Here is a 13959-nt window from a genome sequence, read left to right on the forward strand (position 1 = left end):
ATGATGCAGCCAGACCCGGAAAAAGAAGAAATAAAGCGCCTGAAAAAGAAGCTGAAACAGCAGGAGAAAAAGAACACGGAAATCCGGAACGAGATGGCGGTGCAGCGCACCATATTTGCCAACGAGCGCACCCTGATGGCTTACCTGCGCACTTCCATTGCCCTGCTGGCCGGAGGTGTTGCCGCTATCAAACTATCGCAACATAAATACATGGGGCTTCTGGGATTGGCGCTGATCACTTTAGGCAGCGGCCTTACCATCTATAGTTTTTTCCGGTATTTCAAGAAACAGAAACTTATAAAGCGCCAGCAAAAGGAATTTACACAAACCAGCCACCATCACGCAGCCATTCACGAAAAAGAAGCATCCCGCTACGGCAACTCTGACTGAACTATAGCTACAGGAAAGTTACCATTTGCTAAACCAATTGCGCTGATTTGCTGTTAAGAAGGGTTGGTGTTTTACTGTCGTAAAGCGCTGGCAATTTTATACCTTTGCTATTTAAAATCAACGCATCCTGAATGGCTTTAGAACAAAAGCAACCTACAGATACCGGCGTAGCTTCAGCAGCCTTCTCGCATAACGGCGAAACGCAGCAGATTGAAGTATATGGCGCCCGCGAACATAATCTCAAAAACATTTCTATAACCCTGCCGCGCTACAAGCTGGTTGTCTTTACGGGCATCAGTGGTTCGGGCAAATCGTCGCTGGCTTTCGATACCATTTACGCCGAAGGGCAGCGCCGCTATATGGAGACTTTCTCGGCCTACGCCCGCTCGTTTATGGGAGGCCTGGAGCGCCCTGATGTGGACAAGATAGAAGGCCTGTCGCCGGTAATATCCATTGAGCAGAAAACCACCAGCCGCAACCCGCGCTCTACGGTTGGTACCATCACCGAGATCTACGACTTTATGCGCCTGTTGTGGGCCCGTACCGCCGAGGCATTCAGTTATGTGACCGGCGAAAAAATGGTGCGCCAGAGCGATGACCAGATCGTAAACCACATTCTGGAGAACTTCGACGGCAAACGCATAGTTGTGCTGGCGCCTGTGGTAAAAGGCCGTAAAGGACATTACCGCGAGCTTTTCCAGCAGATCCGCAAAATGGGCTTTATCCGGGCACGCGTAGATGGCGAGTTGCTGGAAATTACCCCCAAGATGCAGGTAGACCGCTATAAGATTCACGACATCGAGATCGTGATCGACAAGATCGTGGTGAAGGAAGAAGACCGCTTCCGTTTGTCGAGCTCTATCCAAAATGCCCTGACGCATGGCAAAGGCACTGCCCTTATTCTGGATATAGATACCGATAAGGCACACTTTTTCTCGCGTCACCTCATGGATCCTGCTACTGGTATCGCCTACGATGATCCGGCTCCGAACTCATTTTCATTTAACTCGCCTTACGGTGCCTGCCCGGTTTGTAATGGTTTGGGTGAGATACAGGAAATTACAGAAGAATCGGTTATCCCGGATAAAAGCCTGAGCATACGCCGTGGTGGCATTGCCCCGCTTGGCGAGTACCGCGACATCTGGATCTTTAAGCAGATAGAAGCGCTGTTCAAGCACTTTAAAGTATCGGTATCTACGCCGCTGAAGGACCTGCCGGAAGATGTGATGAAGGTATTGCTATATGGCCTGGAAGAAGACCTGGAAGTGAATACTAAGAAAGGCAACTATGTAGTAGAGTTTGAAGGTATCATCAACTTCCTGAAAGGCCAGATGGAGTCTGATTCGGATAACATCCGCTCGTGGGTAGAAGATTTTACGCAGACCAATACCTGCCCGGAATGTAACGGCTACCGACTGAAAAAGGAATCGCTGCACTTTAAGATCGCTGGTAAAAACATTGGAGAGCTTTCGGTGCTGGATATTAACAAACTGGCTGCCTGGTTCGACGGTCTGGAAGACAGAATGAACGAGCGCCAGAATGTAATTGCCAGAGAGCTCCTGAAAGAGATCCGCAAGCGCATCGGCTTTTTGCTGGATGTGGGCCTGGATTATTTGAGTCTGCACCGCCCTGTTAAAACCTTATCTGGTGGCGAGAGCCAGCGCATCCGGTTAGCAACACAGATCGGCACGCAGCTCGTGGGCGTGCTTTACATTATGGATGAGCCAAGTATAGGCCTGCACCAACGCGACAACGAGCGCCTGATAAATGCGCTGAAAGACCTCCGCGACCTGGGAAACTCGATTATTGTGGTGGAGCACGACAAGGACATGATCATGCAGGCAGATTACGTAGTGGATATCGGTCCAGGCGCAGGCATACATGGCGGGCAAGTGGTAACAGCCGGCACCCCGGAAGAAATAATGAGCGCCGGAACGACCACTGCCGACTTCCTGAGCAACCGCCGTGGCATTGCCGTACCACGTACCAAGCGCCCGGGCAATGGCGAAAAGTTAAAACTGATAGGAGCTACGGGTAACAACCTGAAAAACGTAACGCTGGAACTGCCGCTGGGCAAAATGATCTGCGTAACAGGCGTTTCAGGCTCAGGTAAATCATCTTTGATTCACGATACACTTTACCCGATCCTGAACACCCATTTCTTCCGGGCCAAGCGTGAACCGTTACCTTATAAAAAGATTGAAGGACTGGATAAAATAGACAAGGTTATTGAAGTGGACCAGTCGCCGATTGGCCGTACGCCGCGCTCTAACCCTGCTACGTATACCGGTGTGTTCACAGACATCAGAACACTGTTTGCTCAGCTTCCGGAAGCGAAGATAAGAGGCTATACGCCAGGCCGTTTCTCGTTTAACGTAAAAGGTGGCCGCTGCGAGGCCTGCGAAGGTGCGGGTATGCGAACCATTGAAATGAACTTTTTGCCGGATGTGTATGTGCCGTGCGAAGTGTGCAAAGGCAAACGCTACAACCGCGAAACTCTGGAAGTACGCTTTAAAGGCAAAAGCGTAACAGACGTGCTGGACATGACCGTAGAGCAGGCGGTAGATTTCTTCGAGAGCCAGCCACGTATCCTGCGCAAGATCAAAACACTGAACGAAGTTGGTTTAGGTTACATTACGCTTGGCCAACAAGCTACTACCTTATCTGGTGGTGAGGCGCAGCGTGTGAAACTGGCGACGGAACTATCTAAAAAAGATACCGGACAGACGCTTTACATTCTGGATGAGCCTACAACCGGACTTCACTTCCAGGACATCGAGCACCTGAGCGAAGTACTGCATAAACTGACAGATAAAGGCAACACGGTACTTATCATCGAGCACAACCTTGATCTGATAAAGATTGCAGACTGGATTATTGATATTGGCCCGGAGGGAGGCGAAGGTGGCGGAACTATAGTTGCCAGCGGTACACCGGAGCAGGTTGCCAAAGTGAAGAAAGGCTATACTTCCAGATTCCTGAAAGAAGAACTGGCAACCAGCCATTACCGCGAGGACGGGCAGGAATAACAGGTTATCATAAAAAAAAACCTTGCTCGCGCCCTGCAAGCAAGGCCAACTAACGATAAAGCCGCAGCTATAGTTTATAGTTGCGGCTTTATCGTTACTGTATCTTTTTTTCCAGAGCCTCGGCTTGTTCCAGGTGTTGCCTTATAAGCGGCAGCTGCCGCGATGCGTATTGCTTTACCTCCATCGAAACACCGTTCTTGGACATATCTTCGTAACGGTCCAGCAGTTCATCATGCAGGTGCCTGACTTCCCTGATATAAGCCAGATCAAATGCAATGCCTTCTTTTGAGGCTACTTCGTCGTAGATTTCCTTGTGTGCATTTCCTAACGTTTGCGGTAAAACAAAATTACCCCTACTGCCCAATTCCTGCAGCTCTGTCAGCATCTGCTCATGCTCTTCCTGCATCTGCTGAGCCATTTCCTTCACTTCAGGACTTACGCCTCTGGTAATAGCCTCCTTGCTTAGCTGCAGATATAACATATCGGCACTGGCAGCCTCGGCTACAAAAATGGCATCGTTCTGCATGTTCTTCACGCCGGCTTGCTCAAATTGCGCTACGCTCTGTCCGGAGGCTGCTTTTATACTGTCGTTAGAGTTACACCCGCTCAGCAGGCTTATGGCAATAGCTGCCGTTGCTCCGATAGATAAAAATCGTTTCATAGTTGTTGGTTTATAAACAGAAAGCATCTGTCAAGTATAGTTACTTGCAGATGCTTTTTTATGTTTTGGCGCAGGTTAACAAAACCTGCATAGCTGCTATTATTTCTGTTTATCCAGCATGTCTTTTATCTGCTTGGCCCGCTCGTGGTGTTTTTTAAGTACAGGCAATGTTTTGCTGGCGAAGGCTTTCGCATCAGCGTCCTGCAGGTCACGGGCTGCTTCTTCAAACTCATCAATGTCTTCCTGGTGGTCTTCCACCATCAGGTTCATATACGCTTTGTCAAAATCGGCACCGGTTTTGTCGCGCAGTTCTTTTACGTTGTCCATGTGGTCGCTACCCATGCTATCGGGTAACATAATACTTTTGCTGGCGGCCAGCGCTTTCAGTTCGTCATTTGCTTTGGTGTGGTCGGTCACCATCATCTGTCCAAAACTCTTCACATCAGCATGCTGCCCTTTTTGCTGCGCCAGCCTGCCAAGCTCTACTTCCATCATGCCGCCACTGGCAGCTTTGGTCATAAACTCCGACAGGTCATCCTTTGTCTCTTCCATTGGCGTGTCTTCAAACGCCTGTTCGTTCGCTTCCTGTGCTTCTTCTACTGGCTCCTGCTTCTGATTACAGCTAAAGCCAAACAGCAAAGCACATACAATTAATGTTGTTGATGTTAATTTTTTCATAGTTTTATAGTTTGTTAAGTAGTACATTATCAAGTTGCAACATCTTTTATACGCCCTAATAATCATCTGGTTATAACGTAGGCTGCTATAGCCACCTACTACTGCTCAGGCTTGGCTAATGCAATTCGTTTTTGCGTAAAGGATATAGGTTGTTTTGCTGTTTATTTTTTTAGTTTCAGGCTTATACTATAGTTTGGCCTCTAAACCCCAGCTCTATGAAGAAAAAATTACACACGCTGTTTAAGGCATTTTTATTCTTGCTGTGCCTGCTAACCCTACAAGTAGCCTTGGCTCAGCGCGGGCAAGAGCAGGACCCGGATGAGCCAGATATAAAAGAGATAGACAAAGCGCACGACCGTATCATAAAATTGCACCCGGTGCAGTTAGGCGAAATATACCTGTCGCTGGAAAAGCTACGGACAGGGCGTGTAGCCAACGAGTATGGGATCGGGTATATCTATAAGAGCTACCTGAAAGACGGAACAGAGGATTGGGGAAATTTTGAAGCGAAAGATGTGCTGGGGGTGGGCATACACATGAGCCAGCGCCATTACACTTCTAAAAAGAAGAGTGCTCCTTTTGGTTTTTTTCATGGGCCGGTGTTCGGTTACCGCTTTCTGCTCTTCGATAAAGATGTTTTTGAATTGCCTGAGCAGGACCCGACCTCGCCCAATTACCGCTTTGTGGGCCGCCTGTACCAGCACTCTTTAGACCTTAGCTACCAGATCGGCTATCAGCACCTGTTGGGCAGGCATTTTACCCTGGAACTTGCCGGTGCGCTGGGTGGTCGTGTAAAATATGCCAAAGCCAGCAGTGCTGATGAGTTACTGCCCGAGCACATTATCGGCTACGAACTCATCCGCGACGAAAGTTCATACATTGCAGCAACTCCGCTCGGTAAACTTAAATTTTCTGTTGGATACTCCTTTTGATACCTGCATTTATAAAACGAAAGCCTGCCGCATAACGCAACAGGCTTTCGTTTTATAGACCTTTGTAGCTATAGTTACTTTACAATTTTGTTTAAGACCGTGTAAGACTGCAGTCTCCCGTTTTTATAAGCCTCTGACCGCACCATACCAACTCCCGGCACAAAATATTCTACTGTCTGGAGGCGTGTTGCCGGCATGTTCATTCCCATTGCTCTGGTCTGCATCTCCATGTCCTGGTTTATTTTAAAAGCACTATAGGCACCGGCAGGTACATGTATACTTTCCCTATCACCAACAGTACGTTCCGTTATGTTCATAACAATAGAAGTTAACGCCTGCCCGCTTTGTTTATCTAGCACATCTATAGTAAAGGTACCATCGTCCAGCCGCTGCCCTGTTGTTAGCGTCAGCGGGTAATTTAAATGGTCACCATGCATCTTCACATCCATGTTCTGGTAAGCCGCAAATATTTCCGGGTTCATCACAGACCGTATATCAATCAGAATGCTTCCGTTCTGGCAGGTAACTATGTAATCACTTTCGGTGGCAAGATCCCCATCTTCGTCGTAAACCTTACTATGCAGTATGGCTTCTGTTTTGGTAGGGCTGCTGTTAACAGATGTAACTTTGTACTGTACCCTGCCTGTCAGCTTATCTTTTTTATCATAGTTTGCTAGTTCATATTCAGCGTTGTTTTGGAGCATATAATACCCCGAGCAATCCTGGGCCAGTACCCGCACCGGCACTGAAGCTATAGTTGCTACCATCAAAACCATTAAAAAGTAAAGGGCCTTATTTTTCATTTGTCTGCAGAGTTGGTTAAAGATTACAGAGAAAAAAAACATAACACATTGTTGATCAGCATATACGAGTAGGAAAGCCTAGTAGCTATAAGTACGGGCATAAAGCGCCGGCAACTTAATAGTAACTATAAAAAAAGCCGGAGCAATGCTCCGGCTTCCGAAATTGATCAAACTATAGTTTATAGTTACGCTCCCTTAAATTCAGGTTTCCGCTTCTCGTTAAAGGCTGTTACACCCTCCTTATAGTCGGCAGAGTTACCGGCAATCTTCTGGCAATACGCTTCATAATCCAACATTTCATCCAGCGATGAGTTGAAAGACTTGTTTAGCATTTTCTTCATCAGACCAATGGCTTTGGTTGGCGCCACAGCAAAACGGGCCGCAAGCTCTGCCACAGCTCCATCCAGCTCTTCCGGTGCCACTACCTTGTTAACCATACCCAGTTGCAAAGCTTCCTCAGCAGATACTTTTGAGCCCAGCGTGCTTAACTCAAATGCTTTAAGTGAGCCAACGACACGCGGCAGGAAAAACGAGGAACCAGAATCCAGCACCAGCCCTACATTCACAAATACTTCTATCATACTGGCGGCCGTAGATGCCACTACCATATCACAAGCCAGGGCCAGCGAACAACCTGCACCTGCAGCTACCCCATTCAGTTTACAAATGATTGGCTTAGGTAAATTGCGCATGGCACGTATAATGGGGTTATACCGTTTCTCCAGCGACTCCGACAAATCACGTTTGCTGGCACTGGCAATGGCTTTAAGATCCTGTCCTGAGCAGAACGCTTTTCCGGCGCCGGTCAGCACCACCACGCGCACTTTGTCATCGCGGGTCACCTGTTTCAGGGCATCCTGCAGGTCGTAGCTTTGCTGGTCGTTGAAGGCATTAAATACATCTGGTCGGTTTAGTGTGATGGTTGCCACCCCATCCTGCACGTCATATAGTAAGCACTCGTAAGCCATAGTTTAACGGGTTTGTTTTGTAGTTATTCAAAGGTAATGAAGATGGGGTTAAGTGCAAAGTCATTGTACCAATGGCCAATTTTGCTTTTGTAATTCTTAAAACTTGAAGAAGCTTAATCGTATAGTTTCCAATTAGTGCCTTACTGAGCATTCTTGAGGCGCGAGTCGAAGAAAGTCATCCTGAGCGAAGTCAAAGGATCTTATATGTCCTTTACTATTTGTCATTTCGAGCTTTAGCGAGAAATCTATCTCAGCTTATAGTTGAGGAATACATTCTATAGTTAGCTATAGTTGCAACTTGAACTTAGCCTTTTCTTTCATAGTTACTTCCAATCCTGGGAGCTCTATTAACCTATAGTTCTATAGTTGGATTTGGTGCCCTCACGGCCGGGAGGCCCCGTCTTGGGGGTAGGGGCCCTCGATAAGGGCATCGCGCGGTGTACATTTCCTTTGCTCGTTCCTCGCAATGCCTTACGGCACCGGAAATCTACAAGGCGCTCAACCCAAAGACTGCGATCTTTCGATAGTAACTGCTTTAACTATAGTTTGAGAAGCTATAGTTGCATCGCTTTCTCTTGGTTGTAATTCCGTAGGGACAGGTCGCGACCTGTCCTGTCCGTGGATGGGCTGTAACTATAGCTAAATCAGATTTCTCCCGCTGGTCGAAATGACAACTTGAAAAACTGTAGCAGAAAAGTCCCCCTTCGAAGGGGCAGGGGGATGACAAACGGTAACTATAGAACAATATCCTCAACTATAGTAACAGCCGCAATTTCCCTCTTGGGAGGGGCAGGGGTGGGTTAAAACAGCAACTATAGCACTACAACCTGAACTATAGCGACAACTCGAAAGCTCCTTCCCCTCTTTTGAAGGGGGAAGCCTGGGAAGGGGTAAAATTATCTGCCGCGATGCAACGTTCCCCCTATTTCTGGCTGACGCAGAAGCTGATGCTTGCCTGTACCGTTTGATTGTATGCCTTATAGTCTTTGTAGATACTTGACAGGCCTACATGGTGGCGGACACCGAAAGTAAGCTTACTCTCATTACCAACCGAAAAGCCATAGGCAAAGCCAAAGTCATTTCCTTTCGCTTTGTTATCCGTCACATCTACAGCCTCGTATTCGTATTTAGCTTTTAAAAGGAGTGCCGCATAAGGGCCTGCCTGTATGCTAAAGCTTGGGACAGGGTAGTACTTCAGCATGATCGGGATAGCTAAGTAATGCATTAAAAGGTGGCCACGCCCTTTCTCTCCCATACCCTGCAGCGAATATTGTATCTCCGGCTGAATACCAAACTGCTCACTCTCCATATACAATGCATAAATGCCGGCATTTGCCCCAAACTGCATCTCCAGGTTCTGCAGATCTCCGGAAAAAGTAGACAGGTTAGCCCCACCTTTAATGCCTGTGTAACTCTTTTTGCCAGACTGCTCCTGCTGAGAGGTATCTTGTGCCATACTGCTGCTGCCCAGGCATATTAAAAAAAGCAAAAGAAGGTAAAATTTGTTCATGTAGTAAAAAGTATAAATTAAAACGATAACGCCCGACTAAACTATAGCCAGGCGTTTGATAACTATAAACTATAGTTCAGTTTAAAACTCTGCGTTCTGGGGTGTTCTCGGGAAAGGAATTACGTCGCGGATGTTGCCCATTCCGGTAACGAACTGCACCATACGCTCGAAGCCCAGACCGAAACCGGCGTGCGGACAGCCACCGAAACGGCGGGTATCCAGGTACCACCACAGGTCTTCTTCGTGTATGCCAACACCTTTCATGCGCTCTACCAGTATATCCAGACGCTCTTCACGCTGCGAACCACCTACAATTTCGCCAATGCCTGGCGCCAAAATATCCATCGCGGCAACGGTTTTGCCGTCGTCGTTCAGGCGCATGTAAAACGCTTTGATGTCTTTCGGGTAGTCGGTAACTATAACTGGCTTTTTAAAGTGCTTCTCTACCAGGTAGCGTTCGTGCTCACTCTGCAGGTCAATACCCCAGCTAACATCATACTGGAATTTCTTCTTCTTGTAATGGTTAGAGTTCAGCAGAATGTCGATCGCTTCGGTGTAAGTAACACGCTCAAAATCATTGTTCACTACAAACTCCAGCTTCTCCAGCAAAGTCATTTCCTGGCGCTCGTTCTGTGGCCTGGCTTTGTCCTCTTCTGCCAGACGCTGGCCCAGGAACTCAATATCCTCGCGGTTATTCTCCAGGGCATAGCGGATGATGTATTTAATAAACTCCTCGGCCAGGTCGGCGTTCATTTTCAGATCGTAGAAAGCCATTTCCGGCTCTATCATCCAGAACTCCGCCAGGTGGCGCGTGGTGTTCGAGTTTTCAGCTCTAAAGGTAGGTCCGAACGTATAAATATCGCTGAAAGCCATGGCCGCCAGCTCACCTTCCAACTGACCAGATACGGTTAGGTTAGTAGCTTTACCGAAGAAGTCTTCGCTATAGTTTACCTGTCCGTCTTCTGTTTTAGGCGGGTTGATCGGGTCTAAGGTGGTTACTCTGAACATCTCACCGGCACCTTCTGCATCCGACGCTGTGATGATCGGGGTGTGCATGTATACAAAGCCTTTCTCGTTAAAGAACTTGTGCACGGCAAATGCCAGCGTGTTACGCACTCTGAACACAGCGCCAAACGTATTGGTACGGAAACGCAGGTGTGCGATCTCGCGCAAAAACTCCAGCGAGTGTGCTTTCTTTTGTAACGGATATGCTTCAGGATCCGCTTTGCCCAGTACTTCTATCGTTTTAGCCTGTACTTCAAACGCCTGCCCTTTGCCCTGCGATGCAACCAGTTCCCCAGTAATAGAAACGGCTGCGCCGGTTGTCACGTCTTTCAGTTGTTCTTCGCTGAAATTATTGGCGTCGGCTACAACCTGGATATTACTTATAGTAGAGCCGTCGTTAACGGCAATAAAGTTCACATACTTATTTCCGCGCTTGGTGCGCACCCAGCCTTTCAGCAGAACATCTTTGCCCGCTTCGGCGCCTGTCAGCAGGTCTTTAACTTTTGTGCGTTGCATGTAACGTTGCGTTTATGTAATTTAAATGTAGCCTGATGTTAAAGGTATAAAGAATTGACCGGAATTTTAACGGCCAAATGCATTTAACTATAGCTATAGCTTATACCCCTCAGCCTGCAAAGGTAAGCCAGAAACTATAAAAAGCGATAAACACACCTGAGTGGCTGGACGTTCTTAACAAAAAATGTGCTAAACACACGAATTTTCAACCTTTTGTTGATATTGCGAGTAAAATTATTCTAAATTTGAAATACGGGGAACCGTTACTGATAACCAATTCTTAACCCATGCAGCGTCTCGACTTAAGACAACTTTTACAGCAGAAGCTATCGCCGCAGCAGATACAATTTATCAAGCTGTTGCAGATACCTACGGCCGAGCTGGAGATGCGCATTAAAGAAGAACTGGAAATAAACCCTGCCCTGGAAGAAGGCAATAACGAGCCCGAGGACCAGTTCAACGACTCTGAAACGGACGAGTACGGCGATAATGACGATGATTACGGCAAAGACGACATTGACATTAACGACTACCTGAACGACGACGAGATAAGCGGCTATAAAATGCAGGGCGACCGTGGCGGCGAAGACGAAGATGACCGCGAAATGCCGATTGCCGTTGCTTCATCGCTTACCGATCAGCTGATGGACCAGTTGGGCTTCCTGGACCTGGATGACAAGCAGCATATTATTGGCATGCAGCTTATAGGCAGTATAGATAACGATGGCTATATCCGTCGCGACCTGAGCGCTATTGCCAACGACCTGGCTTTTTCGCAGAACATTGAGACCAGCGTGGAGGAGATAGAAGAAGTGCTGCACATGATCCAGACCTTTGACCCCGCCGGTATTGCTGCGCGCGATCTGCCGGAGTGTTTGCTGCTGCAACTGCACCGCCGCGACCAGGACGAGATAACCATACTTGCCGAGCGCATTTTAGAAGATGCCTTCGATGAGTTTACCAAAAAGCATTACCAGAAAATACAGTCTAAGTTTAGCGTATCGGAAGATGAGCTGAAGAAGGCCATAGACGTAATTACCAGACTGAACCCGAAGCCAGGTGGCGCCGGAGCCGGCATGACGCGTATTCAGTACATCATCCCGGACTTTATACTGACCAACAATAACGGCCAGCTGGAGCTTTCGCTTAACTCACGCAACGCCCCGGACCTGCGCATCAGCCGCTCGTATGCCGATATGTTTGATGCTTATGATAAGTCAGACAAAAAGGATAAGAAGCTAAAGGAGACCGTAACATTTGTGAAGCAGAAACTGGATGCCGCCAAGTGGTTTATAGATGCCATTCGCCAGCGCCAGAACACACTGCTGCGCACTATGGAGTCCATCATCAAGTATCAGCACAATTTCTTTCTGGAAGGTGATGAAAGCGAATTGCGCCCGATGATATTGAAAGATATTGCCGAAGATATTGGCATGGACATCAGTACCGTAAGCCGCGTGGCCAACAGCAAAGCCGTGCAAACCGAGTTTGGTATTTATCCGCTCAAGTATTTCTTCTCAGAAGGTATCGCTACCGACTCTGGCGAAGATGCCAGCAGCCGTGAAGTAAAGCATATTCTGAAAGAGATTATTGAAGGCGAAAGCAAGCGCAAGCCCCTGTCGGATGAAAAGATAGAGCAGATACTGAACGAAAAAGGCTACAACATTGCCCGCCGCACCGTTGCCAAATACCGCGAGCAGCTTAATATACCGGTAGCCCGACTACGCAAAGAACTATAGTTAATGAATAATTAGTAATGATGAATGAATAATGAGGAGTACAAAATAAGAAGGGTGTTTGCAGACGTAGTCATTTAAGATTTTAATCATTACTCACTAGCCATTATTCATTAAAGATAAGTCATCCATCATTACTCATTGTTAATTAATTCACCCGTGAATCGTTCGCTCGCGAAAGCCTTGTCTGTAGTTTTACACCCGCTGTTGCTGCCAACATACCTTTTTGCGTTTATACTTTATTACCTGCCCGCTCCAACTCTTTCGCTGCCCATGCAAAGCCGCTGGATTGTACTGGGCATGATCTTTTTCACCACATTCATAATTCCTGGTTTAGGAGCTTACACTATGGTGCGTTCCGGCCAGCTGGACTCTATGGAAATGGAACGCCGTGAACAGCGCCGCCTTCCATTACTTTTTACCAGTCTGTGTTATGGCATTACCACCTACCTGCTTTACCGCGAGCCTGCCTTCGATGAGATTTTTTATTTTATCATGGCAATCATTACTGCATCTGTATTGCTAACCTATGGCATCTCACTGTTCTGGAAAGTGAGTGCGCACAGTGTGGGTGTTGGTGGGGCGCTAGGCCTGCTTTTGCTGTTGAGCAGACTGGTGCCGGATGTGCCGATGCTTTTGCCGATCTCCTTAAGTATAATTTTAACCGGTGCTGTTCTGTCTGCCCGTTTAGCATTAGACGCACATACTCCAGCAGAAGTATACACCGGTTTCGGAAGCGGTCTTTTGCTGGCACTTACCGCCGGGATGTTTGCGTTATAGTTTGTCTGAACCACGGATTAACAGGGATCAGGTTGATTTTCAGGATCTGTGTTTTGCTATAGTTTGAGCTGTAGTTCTATAGTCCGGGTATTACCTGCCCCTCCCGGAAATTACCACACCTCGCCCTCTCCTTTTGAAGAGGGCCCCTAGCCAAAACAGAAGAGAGCGCTTTTCAGCAGTCGCTATAGTTGAGGTTACTGTTTTATAGTTGGGGTATTAACCCACCCCTGCCCCTCCCGGGAGGGGAATTGCGGCTATAGTTAAAGTTGAGAATATCGTTTTATAGTGGGTGTTTGTCATCCCCCTGCCCCCTTCAAAGGGGGACTTTTCCGCTACAGTTTTTAAAGCTGTCATTTCGACCAGCGGGAGAAATCTGAATTAGCTATAGTTACAGACCAAGATAGGACAGGTCGCGACCTGTCCCTACGGAACTATAGCCACGATAAGGCAATGCAATCATAGCCTTTCCAGCTATAGCAACTACAGCTATCGAACTGATCGCAGTCTTTGGGTTGAGCGCCTTTAATTTGTTGCGGTGCCGTCAGGCAACCCGAGGCACGAGGGTACAGCGCGATGCCCTTATCGAGGGCCCCTACCCCCAAGACGGGGCCTCCCGGCCGTGAGGGCACCAAAGCAAACTATAGAACGATAGGTTCATAAAGCTCCCAGGATTGAAGAAAGCTATGAAAGAAAAGGCTTGGTTCAGGTTGCAACTATAGCTCACTATAGAATCCAGATTTCTCACAGCTCCGCCGGCATTCTTAAACTCTTATCTCAAGAACGCTCGGGATGACAATTTGAAAACTATAAACCAGCGCTGATAGGAACTTTGCACATTGCCAGGTCCTAATCATGTAAATCAATTAGTTGCCATGAAGCCGCGATTCTGACCTTACCTGTAAGTAAAACCGGCAAATGAGCTGAAACTACTTTAAAAATACCGCAGCCTCC

The 13959-nt window shown here is 47.6% G+C and carries 11 protein-coding genes; 5 read left to right on the top strand and 6 right to left on the bottom strand.

Going from position 1 to position 13959, the window contains the following annotated elements:
• Complete coding sequence (locus GSQ66_RS13510) at nucleotides 1–390, top strand: YidH family protein (RefSeq protein ID WP_162427947.1); 390 nt, start codon at nucleotides 1–3, stop codon at nucleotides 388–390.
• 131 nt (nucleotides 391–521) lie between these two features.
• Nucleotides 522–3419 (top strand): excinuclease ABC subunit UvrA, encoded by a 2898-nt coding sequence (gene uvrA, locus GSQ66_RS13515; protein WP_162427948.1) that lies wholly within the window; start codon nucleotides 522–524, stop codon nucleotides 3417–3419.
• 94 nt (nucleotides 3420–3513) lie between these two features.
• On the opposite strand, the gene GSQ66_RS13520 is transcribed toward uvrA, so the two are convergent.
• Both GSQ66_RS13520 and GSQ66_RS13525 read right to left on the bottom strand, forming a co-directional pair.
• Nucleotides 3514–4080, bottom strand: a complete 567-nt coding sequence (locus GSQ66_RS13520; protein ID WP_162427949.1) for a DUF4142 domain-containing protein — start codon at nucleotides 4078–4080, stop codon at nucleotides 3514–3516.
• A 99-nt stretch (nucleotides 4081–4179) separates the two neighbouring features.
• On the bottom strand, nucleotides 4180–4758 hold the full coding sequence (locus GSQ66_RS13525) for a DUF4142 domain-containing protein (protein ID WP_162427950.1): 579 nt from the start codon (nucleotides 4756–4758) through the stop codon (nucleotides 4180–4182).
• Between the two features lie 215 nt (nucleotides 4759–4973).
• Between GSQ66_RS13525 and GSQ66_RS13530 the strand changes: the two genes are divergently transcribed.
• Nucleotides 4974–5690: an ABC transporter ATP-binding protein gene (locus tag GSQ66_RS13530; protein ID WP_162427951.1), complete on the top strand. Its 717-nt coding sequence runs from the start codon at nucleotides 4974–4976 to the stop codon at nucleotides 5688–5690.
• 74 nt (nucleotides 5691–5764) lie between these two features.
• Here the strand turns inward: GSQ66_RS13530 and GSQ66_RS13535 are convergent, their stop codons facing one another.
• The 4 genes from GSQ66_RS13535 to asnS form a co-directional block, all read right to left on the bottom strand.
• A complete protein-coding gene (locus GSQ66_RS13535; RefSeq protein ID WP_162427952.1) occupies nucleotides 5765–6493 on the bottom strand; it encodes a TapB family protein in 729 nt (242 codons plus the stop codon).
• Nucleotides 6494–6678: 185 nt separating this feature from the next.
• Complete coding sequence (locus tag GSQ66_RS13540) at nucleotides 6679–7461, bottom strand: enoyl-CoA hydratase-related protein (protein ID WP_162427953.1); 783 nt, start codon at nucleotides 7459–7461, stop codon at nucleotides 6679–6681.
• Between the two features lie 922 nt (nucleotides 7462–8383).
• Nucleotides 8384–8917 carry a porin family protein gene (locus tag GSQ66_RS13545; RefSeq protein ID WP_162427954.1) on the bottom strand — a complete coding sequence of 178 codons (534 nt, stop codon included), beginning with the start codon at nucleotides 8915–8917 and terminating at the stop codon, nucleotides 8384–8386.
• Nucleotides 8918–9052: 135 nt separating this feature from the next.
• Entirely contained in the window at nucleotides 9053–10492 is a 1440-nt protein-coding gene (gene asnS, locus GSQ66_RS13550) for an asparagine--tRNA ligase (RefSeq protein ID WP_162427955.1), read from the bottom strand.
• A gap of 287 nt (nucleotides 10493–10779) precedes the next feature.
• On the opposite strand from asnS, the gene rpoN reads away from it, so the two are divergent.
• On the top strand, nucleotides 10780–12231 hold the full coding sequence (gene rpoN, locus GSQ66_RS13555; protein WP_162427956.1) for an RNA polymerase factor sigma-54: 1452 nt from the start codon (nucleotides 10780–10782) through the stop codon (nucleotides 12229–12231).
• Between the two features lie 156 nt (nucleotides 12232–12387).
• Entirely contained in the window at nucleotides 12388–13008 is a 621-nt protein-coding gene (locus GSQ66_RS13560) for a hypothetical protein (protein WP_162427957.1), read from the top strand.
• Nucleotides 13009–13959: the final 951 nt, after the last annotated feature.

Source organism: Pontibacter pudoricolor (genome assembly GCF_010092985.1).
Taxonomy (GTDB): domain Bacteria; phylum Bacteroidota; class Bacteroidia; order Cytophagales; family Hymenobacteraceae; genus Pontibacter; species Pontibacter pudoricolor.

Bases quoted from the DNA above. Each gene is read 5' to 3' on its own strand.
- GSQ66_RS13510 (WP_162427947.1), top strand. From the start codon at position 1: ATGATGCAGCCAGACCCGGAAAAAGAAGAAATAAAGCGCCTGAAAAAG.
- uvrA (WP_162427948.1), top strand. From the start codon at position 522: ATGGCTTTAGAACAAAAGCAACCTACAGATACCGGCGTAGCTTCAGCA.
- GSQ66_RS13520 (WP_162427949.1), bottom strand. From the start codon at position 4,080: ATGAAACGATTTTTATCTATCGGAGCAACGGCAGCTATTGCCATAAGC.
- GSQ66_RS13525 (WP_162427950.1), bottom strand. From the start codon at position 4,758: ATGAAAAAATTAACATCAACAACATTAATTGTATGTGCTTTGCTGTTT.
- GSQ66_RS13530 (WP_162427951.1), top strand. From the start codon at position 4,974: ATGAAGAAAAAATTACACACGCTGTTTAAGGCATTTTTATTCTTGCTG.
- GSQ66_RS13535 (WP_162427952.1), bottom strand. From the start codon at position 6,493: ATGAAAAATAAGGCCCTTTACTTTTTAATGGTTTTGATGGTAGCAACT.
- GSQ66_RS13540 (WP_162427953.1), bottom strand. From the start codon at position 7,461: ATGGCTTACGAGTGCTTACTATATGACGTGCAGGATGGGGTGGCAACC.
- GSQ66_RS13545 (WP_162427954.1), bottom strand. From the start codon at position 8,917: ATGGCACAAGATACCTCTCAGCAGGAGCAGTCTGGCAAAAAGAGTTAC.
- asnS (WP_162427955.1), bottom strand. From the start codon at position 10,492: ATGCAACGCACAAAAGTTAAAGACCTGCTGACAGGCGCCGAAGCGGGC.
- rpoN (WP_162427956.1), top strand. From the start codon at position 10,780: ATGCAGCGTCTCGACTTAAGACAACTTTTACAGCAGAAGCTATCGCCG.